This is a genomic window from Mesorhizobium sp. M0077 (assembly GCF_040322955.1).
In the GTDB taxonomy this organism is placed as follows: Bacteria; Pseudomonadota; Alphaproteobacteria; order Rhizobiales; family Rhizobiaceae; genus Mesorhizobium.
Window position 1 is genome coordinate 198,029 of record NZ_JAMYUL010000004.1, and the last position, 23,841, is coordinate 221,869.

General features: G+C 63.0%; 24 protein-coding genes and 2 pseudogenes. 7 read left to right on the forward strand and 19 right to left on the reverse strand.

Annotated elements, in window-relative coordinates; translation table 11 throughout:
- Positions 1-18 precede the first annotated feature (18 nt).
- Both NKJ57_RS10715 and NKJ57_RS10720 read right to left on the reverse strand, forming a co-directional pair.
- Positions 19-1,953 carry a bifunctional 5-dehydro-2-deoxygluconokinase/5-dehydro-2-deoxyphosphogluconate aldolase gene (locus NKJ57_RS10715; RefSeq protein ID WP_352510639.1) on the reverse strand — a complete coding sequence of 645 codons (1,935 nt, stop codon included), beginning with the start codon at positions 1,951-1,953 and terminating at the stop codon, positions 19-21.
- Between the two features lie 152 nt (positions 1,954-2,105).
- Positions 2,106-2,951 (reverse strand): MurR/RpiR family transcriptional regulator, encoded by an 846-nt coding sequence (locus tag NKJ57_RS10720; protein ID WP_023823976.1) that lies wholly within the window; start codon positions 2,949-2,951, stop codon positions 2,106-2,108.
- A 213-nt stretch (positions 2,952-3,164) separates the two neighbouring features.
- Between NKJ57_RS10720 and NKJ57_RS10725 the strand changes: the two genes are divergently transcribed.
- A complete protein-coding gene (locus NKJ57_RS10725; RefSeq protein ID WP_352510640.1) occupies positions 3,165-4,274 on the forward strand; it encodes a Gfo/Idh/MocA family protein in 1,110 nt (369 codons plus the stop codon).
- A 12-nt stretch (positions 4,275-4,286) separates the two neighbouring features.
- Here NKJ57_RS10725 and NKJ57_RS10730 read toward each other — a convergent pair.
- Positions 4,287-4,986, reverse strand: a pseudogene (locus NKJ57_RS10730) (helix-turn-helix transcriptional regulator).
- A 126-nt stretch (positions 4,987-5,112) separates the two neighbouring features.
- On the opposite strand from NKJ57_RS10730, the gene NKJ57_RS10735 reads away from it, so the two are divergent.
- Positions 5,113-5,748 (forward strand): LysE family translocator, encoded by a 636-nt coding sequence (locus tag NKJ57_RS10735; RefSeq protein ID WP_023821753.1) that lies wholly within the window; start codon positions 5,113-5,115, stop codon positions 5,746-5,748.
- A 115-nt stretch (positions 5,749-5,863) separates the two neighbouring features.
- Here the strand turns inward: NKJ57_RS10735 and NKJ57_RS10740 are convergent, their stop codons facing one another.
- The 11 genes and pseudogenes from NKJ57_RS10740 to NKJ57_RS10790 form a co-directional block, all read right to left on the reverse strand.
- Positions 5,864-6,379: an SRPBCC domain-containing protein gene (locus NKJ57_RS10740; protein WP_023821752.1), complete on the reverse strand. Its 516-nt coding sequence runs from the start codon at positions 6,377-6,379 to the stop codon at positions 5,864-5,866.
- Positions 6,357-6,716 (reverse strand): ArsR/SmtB family transcription factor, encoded by a 360-nt coding sequence (locus NKJ57_RS10745; protein ID WP_023672338.1) that lies wholly within the window; start codon positions 6,714-6,716, stop codon positions 6,357-6,359. The genes NKJ57_RS10740 and NKJ57_RS10745 overlap by 23 nt, the downstream gene beginning before the upstream one ends.
- 75 nt (positions 6,717-6,791) lie before the next feature.
- Entirely contained in the window at positions 6,792-7,883 is a 1,092-nt protein-coding gene (locus NKJ57_RS10750) for a 3-deoxy-7-phosphoheptulonate synthase (protein WP_023732717.1), read from the reverse strand.
- Positions 7,884-8,234: 351 nt separating this feature from the next.
- Positions 8,235-8,656 (reverse strand): annotated as a pseudogene (locus NKJ57_RS10755) (type II toxin-antitoxin system VapC family toxin).
- Positions 8,653-8,916 carry a type II toxin-antitoxin system Phd/YefM family antitoxin gene (locus tag NKJ57_RS10760; RefSeq protein ID WP_023684063.1) on the reverse strand — a complete coding sequence of 88 codons (264 nt, stop codon included), beginning with the start codon at positions 8,914-8,916 and terminating at the stop codon, positions 8,653-8,655. The pseudogene NKJ57_RS10755 and the gene NKJ57_RS10760 overlap by 4 nt, the downstream one beginning before the upstream one ends.
- 71 nt (positions 8,917-8,987) lie before the next feature.
- Positions 8,988-9,782 (reverse strand): SDR family oxidoreductase, encoded by a 795-nt coding sequence (locus NKJ57_RS10765; RefSeq protein WP_352510641.1) that lies wholly within the window; start codon positions 9,780-9,782, stop codon positions 8,988-8,990.
- A 30-nt stretch (positions 9,783-9,812) separates the two neighbouring features.
- Positions 9,813-10,808 carry an inositol 2-dehydrogenase gene (gene iolG / locus NKJ57_RS10770; RefSeq protein WP_023732721.1) on the reverse strand — a complete coding sequence of 332 codons (996 nt, stop codon included), beginning with the start codon at positions 10,806-10,808 and terminating at the stop codon, positions 9,813-9,815.
- Positions 10,809-10,921: 113 nt separating this feature from the next.
- Positions 10,922-11,704 carry an ATP-binding cassette domain-containing protein gene (locus tag NKJ57_RS10775; RefSeq protein ID WP_027049093.1) on the reverse strand — a complete coding sequence of 261 codons (783 nt, stop codon included), beginning with the start codon at positions 11,702-11,704 and terminating at the stop codon, positions 10,922-10,924.
- Between the two features lie 2 nt (positions 11,705-11,706).
- The gene (locus tag NKJ57_RS10780; protein ID WP_023710443.1) at positions 11,707-12,783 is read right to left on the reverse strand and encodes an ABC transporter permease; all 1,077 of its coding nucleotides are present in this window, start codon (positions 12,781-12,783) and stop codon (positions 11,707-11,709) included.
- 107 nt (positions 12,784-12,890) lie between these two features.
- Positions 12,891-13,832 carry a sugar ABC transporter substrate-binding protein gene (locus NKJ57_RS10785; protein WP_023684065.1) on the reverse strand — a complete coding sequence of 314 codons (942 nt, stop codon included), beginning with the start codon at positions 13,830-13,832 and terminating at the stop codon, positions 12,891-12,893.
- A gap of 372 nt (positions 13,833-14,204) precedes the next feature.
- Complete coding sequence (locus NKJ57_RS10790; RefSeq protein WP_023684066.1) at positions 14,205-15,236, reverse strand: LacI family DNA-binding transcriptional regulator; 1,032 nt, start codon at positions 15,234-15,236, stop codon at positions 14,205-14,207.
- A 174-nt stretch (positions 15,237-15,410) separates the two neighbouring features.
- Here NKJ57_RS10790 and NKJ57_RS10795 point away from each other — a divergent pair, with 174 nt between their 5' ends.
- From NKJ57_RS10795 to NKJ57_RS10805, 3 genes are all read left to right on the forward strand, one after another.
- The gene (locus NKJ57_RS10795) at positions 15,411-16,514 is read left to right on the forward strand and encodes a fatty acid desaturase family protein (protein WP_023752325.1); all 1,104 of its coding nucleotides are present in this window, start codon (positions 15,411-15,413) and stop codon (positions 16,512-16,514) included.
- 85 nt (positions 16,515-16,599) lie between these two features.
- Positions 16,600-16,914, forward strand: coding sequence for a MocE family 2Fe-2S type ferredoxin (locus NKJ57_RS10800; RefSeq protein ID WP_023672328.1), 315 nt, complete (start codon positions 16,600-16,602; stop codon positions 16,912-16,914).
- 4 nt (positions 16,915-16,918) lie between these two features.
- Positions 16,919-18,148: an NAD(P)/FAD-dependent oxidoreductase gene (locus tag NKJ57_RS10805; RefSeq protein WP_031196408.1), complete on the forward strand. Its 1,230-nt coding sequence runs from the start codon at positions 16,919-16,921 to the stop codon at positions 18,146-18,148.
- A gap of 132 nt (positions 18,149-18,280) precedes the next feature.
- On the opposite strand, the gene NKJ57_RS10810 is transcribed toward NKJ57_RS10805, so the two are convergent.
- The 5 genes from NKJ57_RS10810 to hslV all read right to left on the reverse strand — a co-directional run bounded on the left by NKJ57_RS10810 (position 18,281) and on the right by hslV (position 22,504).
- The gene (locus NKJ57_RS10810; RefSeq protein WP_023703755.1) at positions 18,281-19,237 is read right to left on the reverse strand and encodes a DUF1402 family protein; all 957 of its coding nucleotides are present in this window, start codon (positions 19,235-19,237) and stop codon (positions 18,281-18,283) included.
- A gap of 276 nt (positions 19,238-19,513) precedes the next feature.
- Positions 19,514-20,827, reverse strand: coding sequence for an ATP-dependent protease ATPase subunit HslU (hslU, locus tag NKJ57_RS10815; protein WP_023703756.1), 1,314 nt, complete (start codon positions 20,825-20,827; stop codon positions 19,514-19,516).
- 4 nt (positions 20,828-20,831) lie between these two features.
- Complete coding sequence (locus NKJ57_RS10820) at positions 20,832-21,431, reverse strand: DUF2585 domain-containing protein (protein WP_023695986.1); 600 nt, start codon at positions 21,429-21,431, stop codon at positions 20,832-20,834.
- Between the two features lie 4 nt (positions 21,432-21,435).
- Positions 21,436-21,963 carry a GNAT family N-acetyltransferase gene (locus NKJ57_RS10825; RefSeq protein WP_023703757.1) on the reverse strand — a complete coding sequence of 176 codons (528 nt, stop codon included), beginning with the start codon at positions 21,961-21,963 and terminating at the stop codon, positions 21,436-21,438.
- Positions 21,953-22,504, reverse strand: a complete 552-nt coding sequence (gene hslV, locus NKJ57_RS10830; RefSeq protein ID WP_023672322.1) for an ATP-dependent protease subunit HslV — start codon at positions 22,502-22,504, stop codon at positions 21,953-21,955. Before hslV ends, NKJ57_RS10825 begins: the two co-directional genes overlap by 11 nt.
- Before the next feature lie 256 nt (positions 22,505-22,760).
- Here hslV and hisB point away from each other — a divergent pair, with 256 nt between their 5' ends.
- Positions 22,761-23,360, forward strand: coding sequence for an imidazoleglycerol-phosphate dehydratase HisB (hisB, locus tag NKJ57_RS10835; RefSeq protein ID WP_023724184.1), 600 nt, complete (start codon positions 22,761-22,763; stop codon positions 23,358-23,360).
- Positions 23,361-23,364: 4 nt separating this feature from the next.
- On the forward strand, positions 23,365-23,841 hold the full coding sequence (locus NKJ57_RS10840) for a DUF2628 domain-containing protein (RefSeq protein ID WP_023703758.1): 477 nt from the start codon (positions 23,365-23,367) through the stop codon (positions 23,839-23,841).

The following is a 23,841-nucleotide window of genomic DNA, read 5'->3' on the forward strand; positions in this document are numbered from 1 at the left end:
AGTCCTCTTGCCGCGCCTTTATGCTGCTTTACGGCCACGCGCGGCAAGCCACGCTTCGGTCAACTGTTCGAAGCGCGCGGCCATGTCGGCGATAGCCTGGTCATCCGTCATCTTGCCTGCCAGCCATCGTTCGGCGGCGTGGACGAAGATGGTGCGGCCGACGGCAAAGCCTTTGACGATCGGCGCCTTGGCGGTGGCGGCAAAGGCCGCTTCCAGTTCGTCCTGCGGCGCTTCGAGACCCAGCAGCACGACGCCACGACACCAGGGATCATGCTTCAGGATCACCGCTTCGATCTTGGCCCAGGCGCCGGCCGACGCCTGCGGTTCGAGCTTCCACCAGTCCGGCTTGATGCCAAGCGCATAGAGTTCTTCCAGGGCGCGCGGGATCGTCGTGTCATCGAGCTTGCCGTGCTTGCCGGCGATGATCTCGACCAGAAGCTCCCGGCCGACCTTCCGCGCGGCTTCGAACAGCGAGCGCAGCTTCTGCTGCTGCTCTTCCTTGAGCGCTGCCGGATCGTCGGGGTGATAGAAGCACAGGCATTTGATGCAGTGGTCGACCGGCCATTCCACCAGTTGCGAGCCGATGTCCTGCGAGAACTCGAAGCGCAGCGGCCGCGAGCCCGGCAGTTCGACGGGACGGCCGAGCCAGGCAAAGGGGTGGCGGGCGAATTCGAACATCGCTTCGCGGCCATGCTTCTCGTCGATCAGCATGCCATAGCCGTCGCGGCCGGCGGCGACTTTCGCCGCAGCCTTGACCGCCAGCACCTTGAAATCGCGGATGCGCGCCGGATCGGCGCCGGTCTTTGCCGCGACGTCCTCAAGCTGCACACGGTGGTCGCAGGCGAGCGCCATCATCGAGGGGATATCGCGGCGGCGGGTCGTCGCCCAATGGATGTGGTTGATCGCCTCGTCCTTGCGCAACGCTAAGTGCTTGCTGCCGTTCTTGAGGAAGAACTGCAGCTCCTCGAAGGTCGGATATTCCGGCGCGCAGAGCAGCCGCGACACGGCGAAGGCGCCGCAGGCATTGGCCCAGGTCGCCGCCGTCGCGTGGTCTTCGCCTCCCAGCCAGCCGCGCAGGAAGCCGGACATGAAGGCGTCACCGGCGCCCAGCACATTATAGATCTCGATCGGAAAGCCCTTGCCGACGATGCCGTCCTCGAGATCGTCGCTGATCGGCCCGTCATAGACGATGCAGCCCATGGCGCCGCGCTTCAGTACGATGGTCGCCTTGGACAGCGCGCGGATCGTCTTCAACGCACTCAGGCAATCGTCGGCACCCGACGCGATCATGATCTCTTCCTCGGTGCCGACGATGAGATCGCAATCGGGCAGCACCGTCTTCAGCTGGGCCGAGACGCGGTCGGATTTGACATAGCGCTCAAAGCCTTCCGCGTGGCCGGCAAGGCCCCAGAGGTTGGGGCGGTAGTCGATGTCGAACACCACCTTGCCGCCCCTGGCCTTGATGATGCGGATCGCCTTGCGCTGGGCGGCGTCGCTGTTGGGTCGGGAAAAATGCGTGCCGGTGACGACGATGGAACGGGCCGAGGCGATGAAGGCTTCATCGATGTCTTCTTCGGCGAGCGCCATGTCGGCGCAGTCGCTGCGATAAAAGATCATCGGCGAGACGCCTTCGCTCTCGACCGAAAGCAGCACCAGAGCCGTCAGCCGTTCCTTGTCGGTCTTCAGCCCGTCGACATTGACGCCTTCGCGCCGCAGCTGCTCGCGGATGAAGCGGCCCATCTGCTCGTCGCCGACGCGGGTGAGCAGCGCCGAGCGCAGGCCTAGTCTCGCCGTGCCAACCGAGATGTTGGCCGGGCAGCCGCCGACCGATTTGGCAAAGGAGGTGATGTCCTCCAGCCGCGAGCCGATCTGCTGGCCGTAAAGGTCGACGGAAGCGCGACCGATGGTGATGACATCGAGCGTCGCCTGTTTGGCGTCCACGGCTTCGCTCATTGGAACCTCCCGTCGGTCTTGTTGTCTTGAGCAACGTAGTTGGGGGACACGCGCGAGCGGCAGCGTGGCGCCGGGAATATGAAATAATAATTCCAATCCATAGTCAATATGGAATGAGCATTCCTCTGCGAATTCGAGCGCCGGGCGCCGGCCTAGGCCTTACGCTTCTTGCCCGTGCTGCGCCGCTTCTCGCCGACGCCGACGGTGAGCGCCATGGCCAGCGCCATGGTGGCCGACAGCGAGCGGAAGCCGGCAAAATCGGCCTCGGCAACCTCGAACCAGACCTTGGCGAACTGAGCTAGTGGCGAAAACGAACTGTCGGTGATGGCGATGATCGGCACGCCCTGTTCGGAAATGGTGCGGGCTTCCTCGATGGTGGCCGGTGCGTAGGGCGAGAAGCTGATGGCGATGACGGCGTCCGCCGGGGTGGCGAAGGCGACCATTTCGGCATTGAGGCCGGCGGCGGATTCGATCAGCTGGTTGCGGATCTTCAGTTTGCCCAAGGCATAGGCGATATAGCTTGCCACCGGGTAGGAGCGCCGCTTGGCCAGGACATAGATGGTCTCGGCCTTGGCCAGCAGCGAGATCGCGTCTTCCAGATGCGCCTCGTCGAGCGTTCGCGAAATATCGTTGAGCGAAGTGCTGGCGGCGGCGACGAAGCCGTCGAAGATGGCTCGGTGTCCAGCACCCGCATCGGCCTTGGCGCGCAGCGCCTGCAGGCGTTCGTCATAAGAGGAATTGCGCTCGCGCAGCCGCTCGCGAAACACCTGCTGCAGGCTGGTGAAGCCGTCAAAGCCTAGTTGCTGGGCAAAGCGGATCAAGGTGGACGGCTGCACGCCCGCCGAAGCGGCGATGCTGGCGGCGGTGCCGAAGGCGATGTCATCGGGATTGTCGAGCGCATAGGCGGCGATCTGGGCGATGCGCTTGGGCAAGGTTTCACGGCGATCGAGGATCGTGGCGCGCAGCGTCTCGAAGTCGCGAGGTACCCGTTCGTCCATCGTCGCCCCGTCCAAGCTCATCTAGAGCATGATGCCGAAAAGTGTGCAGCGGTTTTCGGGCGACATCATGCTCTCTTTAACTCAAGTGACGTCCTCTCTGCCCCATCATAGCGAGCCTGCGCAAGAAGGCCATAAAAAATGAGGCAGACATTCCATTCGGAGAAGAAATGGACTAATTCATCCATCGATCGCTTCAGGTATTGGGAGAAAGAAATGGTCGGCGTTGGTCTTATCGGCACGGGTTTCATGGGCAAATGCCACGCCATTGCGTGGAGCGCCGTCGGCGCCGTCTTTCCCGATGTCGCCAAGCCGAAGCTGGTCCATCTCGGCGAGGTCAACGAGGAGCTGGCCAAGCGCAAGGCCGGTGAGTTCGGCTTCGCCAAGGCGTCGGGCGACTGGCGTGCCGTCGTCAACGACCCCGAGGTCGATATCGTCTCGCTGACCACGCCCAATCAGTTCCATCCGGAGATGGCCATCGCTATTCTCGAAGCCGGCAAGCATCTGTGGTGCGAGAAGCCGATGGCGCCGAGCTTTGCCGAAGCAGCGGCGATGGCGGCCGCGGCGAAGAAGTCCGGCAAGGTCGCAGCGCTTGGCTACAACTACATACAGAGCCCGGCCATCCGCCACATCGGCGCGCTGCTCGAGGAAAAGATCATCGGCGAGGTCAACCATCTGCGCATCGAGATGGACGAGGACTTCATGGCCGACCCGGAAGCGCTGTTCTTCTGGAAGCACGAGGCTGCTTCCGGCTATGGCGCGCTCGACGATTTCGCCGTGCATCCGCTGTCGCTGGTCTCGACACTGTTCGGCCGCGTCGCAAAAGTCATCTGCGACATGGCCAAGCCCTATGCCGACCGCAAGCTGGCCGGCGGCGGCCGCCGCGCCGTCGAGACCTACGACATCGCCAGCGTGCTGATGCATCTGGAAAACGGCATTGCCGGCACGCTGCTGGTCAACCGCTCGGCCTGGGGCCGCAAGGGCCGCATCGCCATCCAGATTTTCGGCTCCAAGGGATCGATCCTGTTCGACCAGGAGCGGATGAACGAAATCCAGCTCTACGTCACCGCCGATCGCCCGACCGAACAGGGCTACCGCACCATATTGGTGGCGCCGCACCACAAGCCTTACGACGCCTTCCTCCCGGCGCCGGGCCATGGGCTCGGTTTCAACGACCTCAAGATCATCGAGTGCCACGAATTGCTGACGCGGCTTGCCGGCAAGCCGGCACGGGTCATCGAATTTGCCGACGGGCTGGAGATCGAGCGCACCGTGCACGCGATGGCGAGGTCGTTCGAGGAGAAGCGCTGGGTGGATGTGCGGTAAGATCCGCTCGCTTCAGCCGCCAGCGACAGCGTTCGCCTCCCAGCCATTGACCCAGACCTGCCGCAGGCGATCGCCTTCGCCCTTGAAGCGCCGTCCGGTCGGCTGGCAAGCCTCGATGCGGTCGCTGCGGAAATTGCGGATGGCCTGGCGCAGTTCACACCAAGGCGACGATGTTGGCGGTTTCTGAATAGTAGATCAGCGCGATTGGACGGATCAGCCGCTCGGAGGCGCGGCCGATTTCGTCGCGATAGGACAGGTCGAGCTTTTCCTCGTCGCGGATGGCGCGGCGCACAAGCGCCAGATCGATGGTGCCGATTTCCGGTGCAGCGAACCCCCAGACATGCAGTGCGTTGGCGTCGAACGCCTGGCGTAGTGGCGGCGGCACGGCGCCGGCGATCTTGGCGCTGACGCGCTTGGCCGCCTGCTTGAGTTCGCTGTCTCCCGTGCGCTCCAGCAGGGCGAGCGACAGGACGATCGCCTCCATCTCCTCGATTGAGAACATCAGCGGTGGCAGGTCGAAGCCGGGCCGCAATATATAGCCGATGCCACGCCCGCCTTCGATCGGCACGCGCATCGCCTGCAGTGCGGCGATGTCGCGATAGATCGAACGCACCGTGACTTCCAGCTGCCCGGCGATCATCGCCGCCGTCACCGGCTGCCGCGCCAGCCGCAGGATCTGGATGATCTCGAACAGCCGCGACGCCTTGCGCATTTCCTCTCCCTGATGAACGCTACTGACACATCCCCGTCAGTTGGGATGATTTATTGGACTGCCTATCGGGTTGAAAATCAACAAATTCCTCAACGGCACCCCAGCAGGAAGTGACAAGCAACTGACATGAGTTACGCGGAAAATCTCTGGCTGTTCTTTATCCTGCTGTCCGGCATCATCATCGTGCCCGGCATGGACATGCTGTTCGTGCTAGCCAACGCGCTCACCGGCGGCCGCGACCGGGGCCTCGCCGCCACCGGCGGCATCATGGTCGGCGGCATCGTGCACACGCTGAACGGCGCCATCGGCGTCGGCCTGCTGATGCATTTCGTGCCGATCCTGTACAAGCCGCTGCTGATAGCCGGCGCCGCCTACATGGCCTTCATCGGCATCTCGCTGATGCGCAGTTCCATCACCGTCGGCCACGACGGGCCCGCCGGCAGCCGTACGGCCTGGAAGGCCTTTCGCCAGGGACTGGTGACCTGCCTGATCAACCCGAAGGCCTATCTCTTCATATTTGCCGTCTATCCGCAGTTCCTGAAGCCGGATTACGGCCCGATCTGGATTCAGGCGACGGTCATGGGCTTGCTGACGATGCTGACGCAGGCCGCCATCTATGGCGGGCTCGCCATCACCGCCGGCCGCAGCCGCAATCTGCTGGTGGCCAATCCGCGGGCGACCGCTTTTGCGGGCCGGGCGGCCGGACTGCTGCTGTTTGCGGTCTCGGTGTTTACGGCATGGGAGGGGTTGAGGGCGGCGTGATCCCGATCAAGCGATGACGCCGCGTTTCTTCGCCTCGGCGCGGCGCTTGCGGATCACTGTCCCGGTCTTTTCGTCGTCGAGGGCGGCAGCTACCCCGTCCGCGAGACCGGTGACGTCATGACCGCCTCACGCCCTCGCCCAAGACGACGAGAAGCTCGTCCAATTGCTCGAACGTCTCGCCCATCGCATCCGCCGCCCCGGTACCGGCCGCGTCGAGAGCCTCCTTCGAGGGATAGAGTTCGTGCATGACCAGCAGCGTCTTGCCACCCTTTTCCTCGAAGGTCAGCGTGGTGACGGGTCCACCGTCACCACCTTCCTCATTGGTCCAGACGAGGCGTGAGTGGGGTGTCACTTCGATATACCTGCCGAAGAATTCGTGAAGGTCCGAGGCGTCGTGGCCGAACACCAGGCGGTACGTGCCTCCGGTACGAGCATCCATCTCGCAGGAACGCAGGAACATGCCCATCGACTTCGGCACCCACCACTGCTTGAACAGCTCGGGCTTGGTCCACGCCTCGAACACGATGCGCGCCGGACCGTTGACTGTTCGCGTGACGACCAGCTCGCGTTCGGACTTCCGTTCGACCGTGGTGCGGCTGTTCGTGGGCTCACTCTCGGTTCTTTGGTGCATCGGCTTTCTCCTTCCGTTTCAATTCCTCGACAACCTTGTCCAACTCGTTGAAGCGTGCGTCCCAGAGCAGGCGGTGCCGCTCGATCCAGGCCGCCTCTTCCTCCAGTCCGCGCAGGCCGAGCTTGCAGGTCCGCACGCGGCCAACCTTCTGCGTGGTGACGAGCCCCGCCTGCTCCAGGACGCCGACGTGCTTCTTCATGCCCGTGAGGGTCATGTGGAACTTTCCGGCAAGCTCGGTGATCGAAGCGTCTGCGCGTCCGAGCTGCTCCAGAACGCCACGCCGGGTGGCGTCCGAGAGCGCGGCGAACGAGGAATCCAAGTCTGTATACTGAACCATATGGTTCAGTATTTAGCAGACCGGTTGCCGGGGTGCAAGGGGAGCCGCAGCGTCCTTCCCGCGCATCGCCTCGTATCAGGCGGCGCCCGGCCGGTTCTCCATCATGGCGCGGCGGGCTGAGCGGCGCCATTCTACGGCGCCGGCGAGGCCGTGGAGCACCGTCTCTGTGGTCGCCCAGTCGATGCAGCCATCTGTGATGCTCTGGCCATAGACGAGCGGCTTGCCGGGCACGACATCCTGACGGCCGGCAACGAGATTGCTCTCGATCATGAGGCCGATGATGCGTTCGTCGCCCGCCGCGACCTGACCGGCGACATCCGCCGCCACCTTGGGCTGGTTCTCCGGCTTCTTGGCCGAGTTGGCGTGGCTGACGTCGATCATCAGCCGGGGTGCAACGCCGATGCGGGCGAGTTCGGCCGAGGCTGCCTCGACGCTCGCCGCATCGTAATTCGGCTGAACGCCGCCGCGCAGGATGACGTGGCAGTCCTCATTGCCGGTAGTAGTCGCAATGCCGCTGCGTCCGCCCTTGGTCACCGCCATGAAATGATGCGGCTGGGCGGCGGATTTCACCGCCTCGGCGGCGATCCTGAGATTGCCGTCGGTGCCGTTCTTGAAGCCGACCGGGCAGGACAGGCCGGAAGCCAGTTCGCGGTGGATCTGGCTCTCGGTGGTGCGCGCGCCGATGGCGCCCCAGGCGACGAGGTCGGCAATGTATTGCGGCGTCGTCATGTCGAGAAATTCGGTGGCCGAGGGCAGGCCGAGATTGTTGACCGCCGACAGCACGTTGCGCGCCATCCGCAGCCCCTTGTCGATGTTGAAGCTGCCGTCGAGATCGGGATCGTTGATAAGGCCCTTCCAGCCGACAGTCGTGCGCGGCTTTTCGAAATAGACCCGCATGACGATCTCCAACCGGTCGGACAGGGTCTCGCGCAGCGCCACTAGCCGGCTGGCATAGTCAACGGCCGCGACCGGGTCGTGGATCGAACACGGGCCGACGATGACAAGCAGCCGGTCGTCGGTGCCGTTCAAGATGGCATGGGTGGCGTTGCGTGATGCGCTCACGGTGCGCGTTGCCGTCAGCGTGCGCGGGATCTCCCGCATCACCTCGTCCGGCGTGCTCAATTCTCGGATTTCCTTGACCCGAAGATCGTCTGTGGTGGTCAACACGGCTTTCTGCTCCTGTTTTTAGGGAGACCTGCCGGCTGATACAAAAAAGCCGCCAGGTCTGGCGGCTGTTCGGACTTGTTGCTGCAATCTTCAGATCGAGCGCAATCCTCCCGCCGCCAGCGAGCTGCTAAAGTACCAATAGGTGGCGGTCAGGTTGATCATCAGGCGTCATATAGTCGATGCCGAGGCGCTTGTCACGTGGGGTATGCGGAGACAATTCGGGATGGGCCGAATCCTCGCGATTTCGTCATCCCTGGGCGGAGCAGGAGCGAAGCTCCGTCGCGGAGACCCTGGGATGACGAAGTGACGGGCGCTTTTCGCCAATCGCCAAGGCGTACAACGCCGAGCGGCTCATGCGGTCCAGGGATCGAAAAGTTCAATTCCCAAGCCTTCGAAATCTTTCGTATTGCGCGTTGCCAAGGTGAGCTCGTGCGCAATCGCAGTGGCTGCGATCAGGCCGTCCATCGACGATAGACCACGACCGCGGCGCTTGCCAAAACCCATCAGGTCGCCCCAGGCCAAGGCAACCGCATCGTCCACCGGCAAAACCCGCTGTTCGAAGCGCTGGGGCAGGTCCCGGGCGAGCCATTCGGCCAGCGCCTCGCGTTTGCGGCCCTCATCCATCAGAGAGACGCCGCGCCGGATCTCGCGATCGACACTACGCTGATGAAGGAGCGGTCCTCATCAAGCTCGTCCAGCCAGCCCAGGACACGTGCGACAGGCGCTGGCCTCGTCACCTCGGACAGGACATTCGTGTCGAGCAGCAGTCTCACCGCGGCAGGTCACGCGGTTCGTCGCGCTGACGTTCAAGGTCGAGATCGGCGCCGCGCAGCGGCGAGTCCAGCAGGAACTCGGCAAGCGTACCCTTGCGTGCGATCTTGCGCTGCCATTCCTCGGCCGAGACGACAACCACGCTTGGTTTGCCGTTCTTGGTGATCGTCTGCGGCGAGGACTGTGCGCGCTCGATGACCTCGGAGAGCCGGGCTTTTGCCCCGGCAACCGTCCAGTTGGTGTCTTTGGATGACGTTAGCATCGCATGCTCGTGACTAGCCTGACTATCATGACTATGTGGGAATGGCGATGTTGCTGCAACAGGGTTTGAGGCTACTCCGGCGAGGTCCCCGCGACGTTCTGGTCGTAGTCAACCAGCGAGCCGGTCATGACACCGGATTGCGGGCTGGCCATGTAGCTGATCAGCCGCGCCAGTTGGTCGGGCCTCACCAGTTGGCCCATGGGCTGGCCGGCCTCTGCCTTTGCCAGCCAGTCGTCGGAGGCACCGTGCCATTTCTTCTGCACGATGTCCTCGCCCTCGGTGTCCATCCAGCCCGGCAGCACGGCGTTGCAGCGGATGCGGTTGAAACGATAGGCGTTGGCGACGTTCTTGGTCAGCGTCGCCAGCGCGCCCTTGCTGGAGGAATAGGGCGCAAGGAACGACTGGCCGCAATGTGCCGACATCGACAGCACGTTGACGATCGAGCCCGGCGCCTTCTTGTCCAGGAGATGGGCCACCACGCCCTGCATCAGGAAGAACGGGCCGCGCACGTTGGTCTGGAAAATCTGGTCGAAGGTCTCCTCGGAGGTTTCGACCAGCGAACCGCGCGCGGACGTGGCGGCGGCGTTGACCAGCGCGTTGATGCTGCCGAAATGCGAGATCGCGGTTGCCACCGCGCGCTTGCAGTCCGCCACTTTCGAGACGTCGGCGCTGATGAAGATCGCATCGACGCCGGCCTTCTTGAAGTGGGCGACCGCCTTGTCGCCCTTCTCCTGCGAGCGGCCGATGAGCGCCAGCGCTTTGCAGCCCTCGTCGGCCAGCGCTTCGGCGACGGCAAAGCCGATGCCTTGCGCGCCGCCGGTGACGATGGCGCGCGTCTTCGAATTGCGATCGGCGGATGTGCTCATCGCTCTGCTCCTGTGCCTTGGTTCCGGTTCTTACTTGTCGAGACGGACGGTCTTGCCTGATGTCGCCGACTTCAGCGCGGCATCGGCCAGCTTCAGCGCCACGAGGCCGTCGGCGCCGCTCGGCGATGCCTTCTTGCCCGAGGTTGCAGCAGTGATGAAAGCGGCAATCTCGATGGCGTAGGCGTCGAGATAGCGGGTCATGAAGAAGTCGTGCAGCGGCGGGCGCGTATAGCCCTTCTCATTGGCGACCTCGATCGACACCGGCCGCTGGTTCTCGGCGGCGACCATGCCCTTGGAGCCATGCACCTCGATGCGCTGGTCGTAGCCATAGGTGGCGCGGCGCGAATTGGAGATGACGGCCTGCTTGCCGGACGCGGTTTCGAGGATGACGCTGACAGAGTCGAAATCGCCCGCTTCGCCGATCTTCTCGTCGACCAGAACCGAGGCATGGGCGCTGACCGCCGCCACCTCTTCGCCGAGCAGGAAGCGCGCCATGTCGAAATCGTGGATGGTCATGTCGCGAAAAATGCCGCCCGAGCGCTTGATGTAATCGACCGGCGGCGCGCCCGGATCGCGCGAGGTGATGGTGACCATCTCGACAGTACCGATGGCGCCGTCGTCGATCGCCTTGCGCACGGCGGCGAAGTGCGGATCGAAGCGGCGGTTGAAGCCGACCATCAGCGTCGCCTTGGCCTTGTCGACCACGGCCAGGCACTTCTCGACGCGCTTGACGTCGAGGTCGATCGGCTTCTCGCAGAAGATCGCCTTGCCGGCCTTGGCGAAACGCTCGATCAGATCGGCATGGGTGTCGGTCGGCGTGCAGATGACCACGGCGTCGATGTCCTTGGCCTTCTCGATCGCGTCGATGGTGCGCACTTCGGCGCCATAGGCGGTTGCCAACTCGGTCGCCGCCTTTTCAAAAGCGTCGGCAACGGCCACCAGTCTGGCCTGCGGGTTGGAGCCGACGGCGCGGGCATGGACCTTGCCGATGCGGCCGGCACCGAGGAGGGCGAAACGAACAGTCATGGGGTATTTCCTCTAGGGGGATGGGTTCGAGAGAGTTGTGTCTCCACCTTCCTTTTGAGAAAGGTGGCAAGATAATTTTTCGAGCACGCCAGAAAACAGGATGACCATCCTGTTCAGGCCGCGAGTTCCGCCTCCCCGGTCTTGGCGCCGGTGATGTAGGAGACGATGTCGTTGCCGTCGGTGTTTTCCTTGCGCAGGTTGGCGACGATGCGGCCGCGCCGGAAGACGACGATGCGGTCGCACAGGTCGAACACCTGGCGCATGTTGTGGCTGATCAGGATCAGCGGCTCGCCATTGTCCTTCAGCGTGCGGATGATGTTCTCGACCTGCGCCGTCTCCTGCACGCCAAGGGCTGCCGTCGGCTCGTCCATGATGATCAGCTTGGAGGCGAAGGTCGCGGTCCGGGCGATCGCAACGCACTGGCGCTGGCCGCCCGACATGTGGCGAATGGTGTTGGACAAATTGGGGATTTTCACTGCCGTGCGGATCAGCGCCGCCTCGGTCGCCTTGCGCATGTATTTGCGGTCGAGGATCGAGAACGGCCCGAGATTGAAAAGCACCTTTTCGCGGCCGAGGAACAGGTTCGACGGCACGTCGAGATCGTCGGCCAGCGCCAGGTTCTGGAACACGGTCTCGATGCCCGCCGTGCGCGCTTCGATCGGCCCGGCAAAATTCACTTCCCTGCCGTCGAACCAGATCTGGCCACTGGTGCGTTGCTCGACGGCGGTGATCTGGCGCACGAAGGTCGATTTGCCGGCGCCATTGTCGCCCATGATGGCGACATGCTCGCCCTTGCGCAGCTCGAAATTCGCGCCTTCCAGCGCGTGCACGCCGCCATAACGCTTGGTCAGGTTTTCGGTCTTCAGGACGATGTCTGTCGTGGAGATATCTGGCATGGTCAAGCCCTCAATGCCCGCATGCGCTGGCGCCATTGGTCGAGAACGACCGCGCCGACGATGATCACGCCCTTGACCATCTCCTGATAGTAGGCGTCGAGGCGCAGGAAGGTGAAGCCGGAAATGATGACGCCGAAGATCAGCGAGCCGATCACGGTGCCGACGATCGAGCCGCGACCGCCCGACAAAGAGACGCCGCCGATGACCGCCATTGCGATGGCGTCTAGCTCGTACATGACGCCCATGCCGGACTGTGCCGTCAGGTTCTTGGAGGAGAGCACGACGGCGGCCAGCGCGGCTAGGATGCCGGCAATGACGTAGACGAGGATCTTGTGGTTGGCGATCTTGATGCCCGACATGCGCGCGGCATCCTCGTTGGAGCCGATGGCATAGCAATGCTTGCCGTAGCGTGTGTAGGTCATGATCAGCTGGAACAGCACCGCCAGCGACAGGAAGATGATGACCGGCATCAGGCCCTTGCCGATACCAGCGAAACTTTCGGTCGGAAACGAGATCGGCTGACCCTTGGACCACCATTTGGCAATGCCGCGCGCGGTCACCATCATGCCGAGCGTGGCAATGAACGGCGGAATGCGCGTGTATGCAATCAAGGAGCCGTTGACGAGACCGGCGAGCAGACCGCAGCCGATGGCGACCAGTACCGGCACGACGACCGGCAGGTCGGTCCAGCCTTGCGCCAGGAACATCGCCTTGGGGTTGGGGTTACCGTTGACCGTCGCCACCTGGGCAAAACTCATGGCGATCATGGCGGTGGCGCCGACGATCGAGCCCGAGGACAAGTCGATGCCGCCGCAAATGATCACCTGCGTGACGCCGATGGCGATGATGCCGACGATCGACACCTGCAGGATGATGATCTGCAGGCGGGCCTCATTGAAGATCCCGGCGACGTTGTCGCGCGTGTTGAACAGGAAGCTGTCGCCAAGAAAGATGCGGCCGATCATTTCGAAGATGACGACCAGAATGACCAGCGCCAGGAAGACGTTGAATTCGGCCGGCCATGTCCGCCTCTTCGCGTCATAGCTGACCCCGCCGACGCCATGAGATGTCTGTGACATGTCTGTCCTCCGTGAGGCGGCATTTGCCCTCCCGCACGTAAGGGCGGTGAGGGAAACGGGAGCGGCGCGATTGATGCGCCGCTCCGTTAGTCGAACGAGTCGCCGGCTCAGTTCTTCTTCAGGAACTTGTCGATGTTGGCTGGCGTCACGAGTTGGAAGGGCACGTAGACCTTGTGCTCGACCTTCTCGCCCTTGGCGAGCTTCAGCGCTGCGTCCAGAGCGCCGGCGCCCTGGCCGGCCGCATCCTGGAACACGGTGGCATCGAGGTCGCCGGCCTGCATGGCGGCAAGCGCGTCCTGCGTGGCGTCGACACCGCCGACGACGACCGTCTTCATGTCGATGTTGGCGGCCTTCATCGCCTGGATGGCGCCGATGGCGCTTTCGTCATTGTTGGCGATGACGCCGTCGAACGGCTTGCCGGTCGACAGCCAGTTGGTCATCAGGTTCTGCGCTTCGTCGCGGTTCCAGTTCGAAGTCTGCTTGTCGATGATCTTGATGAAGCTGCACTCCGGCGTGGCGATCACCTCTTCGATGTCCTTGGTGCGCTGCACGGCGGCCTGGTTGGAAAGCTCGCCCATGATGACATAGACATTGGCCTCCTTCTTGCCGGCCTCGGTGAACAGGCGGCAGACTTCCTTGGTCTCGAGCGTGCCGGAATCGGCCTCGTTCGACGCGACGAAGGCCTGGTTGTCCGGCAGCGTGTCGACATTGACCGGCTGGCGGTTGACATAGACCAACGGGATCTTGGCGGCTGCGGCGGCGTCCGACATCGCCTGCGTGGCCGAGGTATCGACCGGGTTGACGATGATGGCGTCGACGCCCGAGGCGGCGAAGTTCTTGATCTGGTCGAGCTGCTTGGCGACGTCGTTCTGCGCGTCCTCGACCTGCAGTTCCACGCCGCTCATGCCCTTGGCCTGCTCGATCATGCCGTTGCGCAGCACGGTGAGGAAGTTGTCGTCGAACTTGGCCATCGACACGCCGACCTTGGCGGCAAAAGCGGACGAACTCATCAGCGCCGCAAAGGCGACGCCCAAAATCAGTTTCTTCATTGTGTTTCTCCTCCACATTGGTGTCCGGCTGCACCGATCTACCCGGAATCCCCGATAGCCCGAGGAATCGCTCCCTGATGCCTTCCTGTTCCGTATGGCGTTTTGTCCAAGGGATGGAACGCCAGGCTCCCAGTTTGAAACAGATGTTCCGGAACGAAAGAACCAAAATACCAATCTGATGAAATATTTATTCCATTTTTTCGCAAGACGTCAAGAGCGATTCCTAAGTCGGAAAGCGGATTTTCGGTCGCCGCGCCGCAATTTCACGTCGAATCGAGGCCGACAGCGGCCCAGGCCGAGTCTGAAGGCAGAATCTGATAGATTCTATCATCGCCGGAGAGCCCACGCCGAACGGGTCGGCGCGGCAACGCGTTAGATATTTTCCGGCAGATAGATGTCGAAGGGCAGAAAGGTCTGGCCCGGCGCGTTGGCGGCGCCGGCCTCGATGGAATGCGCCATCAGGTCGACAAGCTCGCGGCACAAGGCGGCGAGCGGCGTCGAGATCACCATTGTCAGGATGTTGTCGGCGAGTGCCGCGCGCGATTCGGCGTTGATCTCGTTGCAGACGACCACCGGCATGTTTGCGGGCTTCGCTGCGCGCAGCGCCGAGACCGCGCCTTCCATGCCGCCGCCGGCGACATAGCAGCCGGCAAGATCCGGATACCGCACCAGGAGATCGATCATCGCATCGTGGGTGACCTGGTTGGCTTCCAGATTGACCAGCGTTTCCATCACCGTGAAGTCCGGCGCATGTTCGCGGAAGAAGGAGCGAAATCCGATCTCGCGCAGTTCATGACCGTGGAAGCGATGACTGCCGACGAAAAGGGCGACCTTGCCGGGGTTCTTTGCCGCCCTGGCGATCATCCAGGCCGCGGTGCGACCGACCTTGCGATTGTCGAGGCCGACATATCCCTCACGGATGCCAGCGGCAAAGTCGGACAGCAGCGAGAAGACAGGTTGCCCCCTCGCTTTCAGCGACTCCACGACCGCCGTCAGCGTCGGATGGTCCGGACCGACAACGGCGATTGCTCTGGATTTCGCTGCCAGCTTGCGCATTTGGGCGGCGATCTCGTCGGCGGCTAGCGAGCTGGCGAAATCGATGGTGGCGACGCCGCGGAAGCGCTGCGATTGCGAGACCGCCATTTCTAGCTCCCTCGCGAAATCGCCGTAAAAAACATCATTGCCCCGCAGCAGCAGAAAGCCGAGGCGGTATTCCGGCAATTCCTGGCGCATGCGCCGCTTGATCAGCCCGGCGGCGTGGTAGCCGATGCCGGTCGCCGCCTCATAGACGCGGCGCGCGGTTTCCTCGCGCACCGGCAGCCGGTTGTTCAGCACCCTGTCGACAGTGGCGACGCTAACGCCGGAGATGCGCGCCAGATCGGTGATGGTTGGCCGTTTTGCCATGACTGTCCCGCATGAGTGCCTGCAACTGCTTACATCGTTCTGATGGAAAATGATAGAAACTATCTTTGTGATATTGAGACTATCACCGCATGGCGCTATTTTGCGCTCGGACACAAGCGCCTGTAATGGACATATCCGTCCTGACGGATGCTGTGGCCGACGGAGGCAGCCCCTATGGAAGCGACACTATCCACACCACCGTCCCGGCGCGACTACAGCCTGATGGGCCGCGATTCCAAGCTCGCCGTCGAGACCGGGCTGGCGGCGGCCGAGTGGTATCACACTGATATTCCGCGCAAGCAGATGAAGGAGCTGATGCAGCGCTCCGACGGGCCGGCGATCCGCGACACCGCGATCTGGCTGGCCGCGCTGATCCTGAGTGCCGCCGGCGGCGCCTGGTTCTGGGGCAGCTGGTGGTGCGTGCCGTTCTTCTTCGTCTATGGCGTGCTCTACGGCTCCTCCACCGACTCACGCTGGCACGAATGCGGCCACGGCACCGCCTTCCGCACCCAGTGGATGAACGACGCGGTTTACCAGATCGCCTGCTTCATGATCATGCGCAATCCGGTGACCTGGCGCTGGAGCCACACCCGCCACCACACCGACACCATCATCGTCGGCCGCGACCCGGAAATCTCCGTCATGCGGCCGCCGGATCTGTTCCGGGTCGCGCTTGGCTTTATCGGCGTGCTGGATGCCTGGCATGCGATGTCGGACATGCTGCGCAATGCCGCCGGCAATATCAGCGCGGCGGAAAAGACTTTTATCCCCGAACAGGAGCAGCCTAAGGCCATTCGCATCGCCCGCATCTGGACGGCGATCTATGCCGTGACGATCGCGCTGGCGCTTTATTTCGGTTCATGGCTGCCGCTGATGCTGGTCGGGCTGCCCCGGCTCTACGGCGCCTGGCATCATGTCATGGTCGGCCTGCTGCAGCATGGCGGGCTGGCGGAAAATGTCATCGACCACCGGCTGAACAGCCGCACCGTCTACATGAACCCGGTCAGCCGCTTCATCTACTGGAACATGAACTATCACGTCGAACACCACATGTTCCCGATGGTGCCCTATCATGCGCTGCCTAAACTGCATGCGCTTATCAAGCACGATCTGCCGGCGCCGACGCCGTCGATCCTGGCCGGCTACCGCGAGATGATCCCGGCCTTTTTGCGCCAGCTGCGCAACGAGGACTATTTCCTCAAGCGCGAACTGCCGCCAACGGCGCGGCCCTATCGCGAGGAACTCCACAACGACGCCGTCGCCGCCGCGGCGGAATGATCGCGCGATTAAGCTTTTGTTTTGTCGCAACTCCGAACGGAAAACCGCAACGCACTTTTCCTGGAATTGCTTTTGGGAGGAACACATGAGCGACTGGATCGAGGCCTGCGCCGCCGGCGACATCGACGAAGAAGATGTGATGCGCTTCGACCATGGCGGCCGCACCTTCGCCATCTATCGCAGCCCTGACGACGATTATTTCGCCACCGATGGCCTGTGCACGCACGAAAAGGTGCATCTGGCCGACGGGCTGGTGATGGACGACATCATCGAGTGCCCCAAGCACAATGGCCGCTTCAATTACAAGACGGGGGCGGCACGAGGCGCGCCGGTTTGCGTCAATCTCGCCACCTATCCGGTAAAGGTCGAGGCCGGCAAAGTGCTGATCCAGATCGGATAGGACCATGCAGGCGGGAATGGTCATCATTGGCGCCGGCGAGTGCGGCGGGCGGGCAGCGCTGACACTGCGCGAGCTGGGCTATGACGGGCCGGTGACGCTGGTGGGTGACGAACCCCATCTGCCCTATGAGCGGCCGCCCCTGTCCAAGGACGCAATGACGAGCGACGCGGCCGAGATCAAGACGATCGCCAGCGACGAAATTCTGGCCGAGAAATCGATCCGGCATATCCATTCCGTTCAAGCGGTGGCGATCGACCGCCCGGCGCATATGGTGCGGCTGTCGGACGGTTCGGCCCTGCCCTACGACAAGCTGCTGCTGGCGACCGGCTCGACACCGCGCAAGCTGCCGATGCCGGGATTGGGTCCGCGCTGCGTCTACCTCCGCACCTTTGCCGACGCGCTGGCCATTCGTGCCCACCTCAGCCCGGCAAACCGCATCGCCATCATTGGTGGTGGCTTTATCGGCCTGGAGCTCGCCGCTTCGGCGCGCAAGCTCGGGGCCAGCGTCACGGTCATTGAGGCGCAGCCGCGCATCCTCATGCGCGGGGTGCCGGCGGAGATCGCTGAAATCATCCATCAGGCGCATGAGGCCGAAGGCGTGACCGTGCTCACCGGTCAGGGCATCGCTGATATCGCCGACGACGGCGCTGAGGTGCACATCATGCTCGCCGATGGGCAGGACATCGTCGCCGATCTCGCCGTCATCGGCATCGGCGCCGTGCCGGTGACCGGGCTTGCCGCGGAAGCGGGCCTGACCGTCGATAACGGCATCGCCGTCAATGGCGAACTCCAAACAATCGATCCCGACATCTTCGCCGCCGGCGATTGCTGCTCGTTTCCGCTCGCTGTCTATGCTGGCCGGCGGGTGCGGCTGGAAGCCTGGCGCAATGCGCAGGAACAGGGTGCGCTGGCCGCGAAGAACATGTTGGGCGCCCGCGAAGCGCATGCCGCGGTGCCATGGTTCTGGTCGGATCAGTATGGTTTGTCGCTGCAGATCGCCGGCCTTTCGGACGAGGGCAAAAGCACGGTCCGCCGCGATCTCGGCGACGGTGCTTTTATTCTGTTTCATCTGGCCGAGGATGGCAGGCTGGTGGCGGCGAGCGGCCTCGGTACGGGCAATGCCGTGGCGCGCGACATCAGGCTGGCCGAGATGCTGATCGCCAAGCGGGCTAGGCCGGCGCCGGAGGCGTTGGGGTCGCCGGATGTGAAGCTGAAGTCGTTGCTGGCAGCGTGAAGGACTGACTTACCCTCCCCTTGTGGGGAGGGTCGCTGCGAAGCAGCGGGGTGGGGTGCGGCACCGGCCCCCACCCCGACCTGCGGTCCGACCTCCCCACAAAGGGGGAGGTAGACGGCTGAGCTAAGCCCGCTAAAACAGCGCCTTCAGCTCGTCCAGCTTGTCGTTGACCAGCCAGCCGTAATAATTCTCTTCCGGCAGTTTGACCGTCTCACCCGCCGCGCGGCGCTTGTCGTTCTCTGCTTTCAGCGCATAGGCGCGCTGCTCGGGATTGCCGACATTGTAGAGCGTGGCGGTCAGCCCCGGATTGCCTGAGATGTCGAAGCCGGCAATGTTTTTGTAGGCGTCGATCGACTTCCTGATCGTCGCTGCGACGTAGGGCAATGTCAGATCCGGATCCATGATGGTCTTGTAGACCCCATTGGGATCGCCGACATCGAGTTCGGGCAGCCCCGACACCTTGTGCACCAGATCGCTCATCTGCAGCGCGGTCAGCGGGTTGAGCTGGCCGAGGCCAAAGGTCTGGCCGGCATAATAGGGCTGGAAGAAGGTGGCGCCGAAGCGGTCGTTGGGAAAGCTGGTGCCGTCGACGGTCTTGCCGCGGAAGGAGCGGTTCCACACCTGCTCGCGGCATTCCCACAGGTCGTAGCTGTCCGACATTGTGCACTTCTTGAATTCCGGCCGCTGCACGAAATCGGTGATGTCCTCGCCGTCATAGGCGAAGGACAGCTTGCTGGAGAGGTAGGAGATCGCCTTGACGTAGTAGGTCTGCAGCCGGTCGTAGGCATCGACATTGTAGGTGTGCTCGCCGACGATGGCGCCGACGATGTGCAAGGGGTTGATGCCGTAACCGGCAGCCGCCTTCCTGATCTTGGCGCGCAATTCGGCGTCGTTCTGCAACAGAGCGTAGACCTTGCGGTATTTGGCCTGGAAGGTGGTGTTGGTCGCCTGGGTGCGGCGGCTGGAGGCGCCCGGTATGTCAGGCTGCACGACATTGCGGTTGCCCGCCGGCACCAATGTCGCCGCGTCAGCCGCGAACAGCGTCGCCGCCAGCGTCAAGCCGAGAATGAGCAGGATCAGTTTTTTCATGCGCCGCCGCCTAGAGAATTGCCGCGCAAACTAGGTAAAGCTCCCGGTCGAGTCGAGAGCGCCCTTGCAGCCGGCAAGACGAAAGATGGCCGCATGATACCATCCGGCCACACACGATGATGTTTGCCGGAAACTGTTGCCTAAGCATCGGCCCAAAAATCGAAACCGATTTTTGGAAAGTCCGATGCGTCGATTCAATACTGTTAGAGCGACCTTTGCGCGTCCAAAGGACGCGCGGCGCTCTAATACCGGCGCCGGATGAACCGGCGCCCTCGTTTAAAGGATGAATCGCGACAAATCTGTGTTTCGCGAGAGGTCGCCGACATGCTTTTCCACATAGGCGGCATCGATGGCGACGCTGGTGCCGTTGCGGTCGGGCGCGTCGTAGGAGATCTCGTCCAGCACGCGCTCCATCACCGTCTGCAGGCGTCTCGCTCCGATGTTTTCGACGCTAGCGTTGAGGTCGACAGCGATGCCGGCCAGCGAATCGATGGCATCGTCGGTGAAGGTGAGGTCGACGCCTTCGGTCTTCATCAGCGCGATATACTGCTTGATGAGGCTGGCCTCGGTCTCGGTGAGGATGCGAATGAAATCGTCCTTCTCCAGCGCCCGCAACTCGACACGGATCGGCAGGCGGCCCTGCAATTCCGGCAACAGGTCGGACGGCTTGGAGACATGGAAGGCGCCCGAGGCGATGAACAGTATGTGGTCGGTCTTCAACGGTCCGTATTTGGTCGCCACCGTCGTGCCTTCGATCAGCGGCAGCAGGTCGCGCTGCACGCCTTCGCGCGAGACGCCGGCGCCCATGCCGCCTTCGCGCGAGGCGATCTTGTCGATCTCGTCGAGGAAGACGATGCCGTCATTTTCGGTCGCGTCGAGCGCCCGGCGCACCACCTCGTCTTGGTCGAGCAGCTTGTCGGACTCGTCGTTGACCAACAGCGCGTAGGACTCCTTGACCGTCGTCTTGCGCGCCTTGGTCTTCTTGCCACCCATCGCCTTCGACAGCATGTCGTTGATGTTGAGCACGCCGATATTAGCGCCCGGCATGCCGGGGATCTCGAAGCCGGGCATGCCGCCGGTGCCGGTGTCGGCAACCTCGATCTCGATCTCCTTTTCGTCGAGCTCGCCGTCGCGCAGCTTCTTGCGGAAGGAATCGCGGGTCGCCGGGCTCGCCGTCTTGCCGACCAGGGCTTCCAGCACGCGCTCCTCGGCATTGAGGTGCGCGCGCGCCTTCACGTCCTCGCGCATCTTCTCGCGCACCAGGCCGATGGCGATCTCGACCAGGTCGCGGATGATCTGCTCGACATCGCGGCCGACATAGCCGACTTCGGTGAACTTGGTGGCCTCGACCTTGACGAAGGGCGCACCGGCGAGTCGCGCCAGGCGGCGCGAGATCTCGGTCTTGCCGACGCCGGTCGGGCCGATCATCAGGATGTTCTTCGGCATCACCTCTTCGCGCATCTGGCCTTCCAGCTGCTGGCGGCGCCAGCGGTTGCGCAAGGCAATGGCCACGGCGCGCTTGGCGTCCTTCTGGCCGATGATGAAGCGGTCGAGTTCCGAAACGATTTCACGGGGAGAGAAGGTGGTCATATCACTAGATTCCACTTTGCCACTGCTTGATGGACTCGAACGGATGCAGCAGCATGATCACGTTGAGCGTCAGATTGTCCCGGATGAGGTAGCCGACACCCAGTTCGAAGATGAGGGCGAGGCCGACGATGCTCCATATAGGTAGCTTTCGCGCCATCACAAATCCCAGCACCATGGCCAGCGTGTCGGACACCGAATTGATGATCGAGTCGCCATAGTAATCCAGCGAGATGGTGCCGGCGCGGTAGCGCTCGATGATGAACGGGCTGTTTTCCAGGAGTTCCCAGCCGCCCTCGATGACGACGGCGAATGCCAGGCGCAGACCGATTGGCGAGCGCGGGAACAGGAACCAGGCCAAGGCGTAGAACAGGAAGCCGTGGATGATGTGCGAGAACGTGTACCAGTCGGAAATATGCTGGGAATTCTCCGAACTGTTCACCACACCGTGCCAGAGTTTGACGTAACCGCAGGTGCAGATCGGCGTGCGGCCCATGCCGTAAAGCGCGCCGGCCTGGAAGATGAGCAGAGCGAGCACGAGCAGAAGCCCCATCCGCCAGCTGTCTTCATAGGCCGAGTAATTTTTGGCAGTGCCCGGTGTCGCCATCAACTCATTCCCCTTCTTCCGCGTCGCTCTCTTCGGCATCGACGGCCATCAGCACGACGTCCCCATATCTAGAGTGTCTGCGATCGATAGCCCTGAAGCCCGCCTTTTCATAGGCGCGGATGGCGCGGCCATTGTCGGGATGCGGATCGATGATGACGCGCGGCGCGCCTTCCTCGAACAGTTGCTCGACGAATTGCCTGACGATAGCCGAGCCATGACCTTTGCCAACCAGGTCCGGCACGCCGATCGACAGGTCGATGCCGAGCGTGCCGAACGGCTGGTCGGCATAGGGATGGCCGTCCTCCAGATGCGGATCGTAGCTCTGCAGATAGGCGATCGGCCTGCCCTCGAGCTCGACGATCAGCGGCTCGACCGAAATCGAGTCGATGTTCTCCCTGATACCGGCAATTTCCGTCTCGGGGTCGTCCCACCATTCGGCGACATGCGGCTCGGCCAGCCAGCCGGCGATCATCGGCAGGTCTTTTTCGGTAACCGGTCGAAAATCATAGAGCACCGGCGGGTTAGCCGGCATCGAGCGTTTCGACAACAAAGTTGTTGTTGGTGTAGACGCAAATGTCGGAGGCGATCTGCATCGCCTTGCGGGCGATCTCCTCGGCATCCTTGTCGCTATCCATCAGCGCGCGGGCAGCGGCCAGCGCATAGTTGCCGCCGGAACCGATGGCCATGACGCCGAATTCGGGCTCCAGCACGTCGCCGGTGCCGGTGAGCGCCAGCGAAACCGACTTGTCGGCCACCAGCATCATCGCTTCCAGCCGGCGCAGATAACGGTCGGTGCGCCAGTCCTTGGCGAGCTCGACGCAGGCGCGCGTCAACTGGTCCGGATATTGTTCGAGCTTGGCTTCGAGCCGCTCCAGAAGGGTGAAAGCGTCCGCCGTGGCGCCGGCGAAACCGGCAATGACATTGCCGCCTTTGCCGATGCGGCGCACCTTTTTGGCGTTGCCTTTCATGATGGTCTGGCCAAGGCTGACCTGGCCGTCGCCGGCGATCACCACCTTGTTGCCCTTGCGCACCGTCACAATGGTCGTGGCGTGCATACTCAGTTCATTGGACATCTGCTGCTCCGATTCGCGCGATCCCGATGAGGCGATTGGCGCGGGATTTCGATCGGCCATATGTATGCATGGGGCTAACGATTGCAAACCGCCTCCGCCACGGCCGATAGCGATCCGCATCGCAACTGGCTATCGCCGGATCATGCTGCTAGAAGGCTTTCGTTTTCAAGCAAATGAGCGCCTGGAGGCATTGTCTTTTCGTTTCGCCCCGGTCAGTTGCCAAAAGTGTCGTATGCCCAAAGACAAGGACAAGGTCATGGCGTCCCGTTCCGCCGAAGTCAGCCGCAAGACCAAGGAAACCGAGATCAGCGTCTCGGTCGATGTCGACGGCACCGGAAAATCCGACATGTCGAGCGGCGTCGGCTTCTTCGACCACATGCTGAACCAGCTGTCGCGCCACTCGCTGATCGACATGACGGTAAAGGCCAAGGGCGACCTGCACATTGACGACCACCACACGGTCGAGGACACCGGCATTGCGATCGGCCAGGCGCTGGCCAAGGCGCTGGGCGAGCGGCGCGGCATCATGCGCTATGCCTCTGTCGACCTTGCCATGGACGAGACGCTGACGCGGGCCGCGATCGACGTGTCGGGCCGTCCGTTCCTGGTCTGGAATGTCGCCTTCTCGTCGCCCAAGATCGGCACGTTCGACACCGAACTGGTGCGTGAATTCTTCCAGGCGCTGGCGCAGAATGCCGGTATCACGCTGCATGTCACCAATCATTATGGCGCCAACAATCACCATATTGCCGAGACCTGCTTCAAGGCGGTGGCGCGCGCGCTGCGTTTCGCACTGGAGCGCGACCCGCGCCAGCCGGAAGCGGTTCCCTCCACCAAGGGATCTCTGAAAGGGTAGGCTGATGGCCATCTATGTCGTGATGGAACCGCCAGGCCGCACCGAGGCGGCCGACGCAACGATTTTGGTCCGCGACGGTTTTTCCTGGCTGGCTTTCCTGGTGGCGCCGCTGTGGCTCGCCTGGCACCGGCTTTGGATCGAGGCGGGGCTCGCTTTCGTCGCCATGGGCCTGCTTTCGCTGCTTGGCGAAAGACTGGGGCTGGATTGGGCTGGCTCGGCGCTGTCGCTGCTGGTGTCGCTCTATATCGGGCTGGAAGGCCAAGGGTTGCGGCTCGCAGCGCTGCGCCGCGGCGGCTGGCATGAATGGGGCGTCGTCGAAGCCGACAATCCTGACGATGCCGACATCCGCCAGTCACTGGACGCCGAGGCCCTTGCCGATGAGCCGGCGCCGCTGCCGCGCATCGTGCCGGACGCCAGCCTGGCCCGGCCGGCGCAGACCGGGCTGACGCTGGGCCTGAGCCATACGCCGGGAAAAGCCTGA

Coding starts and splice junctions, on each gene's coding strand:
- NKJ57_RS10715 (WP_352510639.1), bottom strand. CDS start 1,953: ATGAGCGAAGCCGTGGACGCCAAACAGGCGACGCTCGATGTCATCACC.
- NKJ57_RS10720 (WP_023823976.1), bottom strand. CDS start 2,951: ATGGACGAACGGGTACCTCGCGACTTCGAGACGCTGCGCGCCACGATC.
- NKJ57_RS10725 (WP_352510640.1), top strand. CDS start 3,165: ATGGTCGGCGTTGGTCTTATCGGCACGGGTTTCATGGGCAAATGCCAC.
- NKJ57_RS10735 (WP_023821753.1), top strand. CDS start 5,113: ATGAGTTACGCGGAAAATCTCTGGCTGTTCTTTATCCTGCTGTCCGGC.
- NKJ57_RS10740 (WP_023821752.1), bottom strand. CDS start 6,379: ATGCACCAAAGAACCGAGAGTGAGCCCACGAACAGCCGCACCACGGTC.
- NKJ57_RS10745 (WP_023672338.1), bottom strand. CDS start 6,716: ATGGTTCAGTATACAGACTTGGATTCCTCGTTCGCCGCGCTCTCGGAC.
- NKJ57_RS10760 (WP_023684063.1), bottom strand. CDS start 8,916: ATGCTAACGTCATCCAAAGACACCAACTGGACGGTTGCCGGGGCAAAA.
- NKJ57_RS10765 (WP_352510641.1), bottom strand. CDS start 9,782: ATGAGCACATCCGCCGATCGCAATTCGAAGACGCGCGCCATCGTCACC.
- iolG (WP_023732721.1), bottom strand. CDS start 10,808: ATGACTGTTCGTTTCGCCCTCCTCGGTGCCGGCCGCATCGGCAAGGTC.
- NKJ57_RS10775 (WP_027049093.1), bottom strand. CDS start 11,704: ATGCCAGATATCTCCACGACAGACATCGTCCTGAAGACCGAAAACCTG.
- NKJ57_RS10780 (WP_023710443.1), bottom strand. CDS start 12,783: ATGTCACAGACATCTCATGGCGTCGGCGGGGTCAGCTATGACGCGAAG.
- NKJ57_RS10785 (WP_023684065.1), bottom strand. CDS start 13,832: ATGAAGAAACTGATTTTGGGCGTCGCCTTTGCGGCGCTGATGAGTTCG.
- NKJ57_RS10790 (WP_023684066.1), bottom strand. CDS start 15,236: ATGGCAAAACGGCCAACCATCACCGATCTGGCGCGCATCTCCGGCGTT.
- NKJ57_RS10795 (WP_023752325.1), top strand. CDS start 15,411: ATGGAAGCGACACTATCCACACCACCGTCCCGGCGCGACTACAGCCTG.
- NKJ57_RS10800 (WP_023672328.1), top strand. CDS start 16,600: ATGAGCGACTGGATCGAGGCCTGCGCCGCCGGCGACATCGACGAAGAA.
- NKJ57_RS10805 (WP_031196408.1), top strand. CDS start 16,919: ATGCAGGCGGGAATGGTCATCATTGGCGCCGGCGAGTGCGGCGGGCGG.
- NKJ57_RS10810 (WP_023703755.1), bottom strand. CDS start 19,237: ATGAAAAAACTGATCCTGCTCATTCTCGGCTTGACGCTGGCGGCGACG.
- hslU (WP_023703756.1), bottom strand. CDS start 20,827: ATGACCACCTTCTCTCCCCGTGAAATCGTTTCGGAACTCGACCGCTTC.
- NKJ57_RS10820 (WP_023695986.1), bottom strand. CDS start 21,431: ATGGCGACACCGGGCACTGCCAAAAATTACTCGGCCTATGAAGACAGC.
- NKJ57_RS10825 (WP_023703757.1), bottom strand. CDS start 21,963: ATGCCGGCTAACCCGCCGGTGCTCTATGATTTTCGACCGGTTACCGAA.
- hslV (WP_023672322.1), bottom strand. CDS start 22,504: ATGTCCAATGAACTGAGTATGCACGCCACGACCATTGTGACGGTGCGC.
- hisB (WP_023724184.1), top strand. CDS start 22,761: ATGGCGTCCCGTTCCGCCGAAGTCAGCCGCAAGACCAAGGAAACCGAG.
- NKJ57_RS10840 (WP_023703758.1), top strand. CDS start 23,365: ATGGCCATCTATGTCGTGATGGAACCGCCAGGCCGCACCGAGGCGGCC.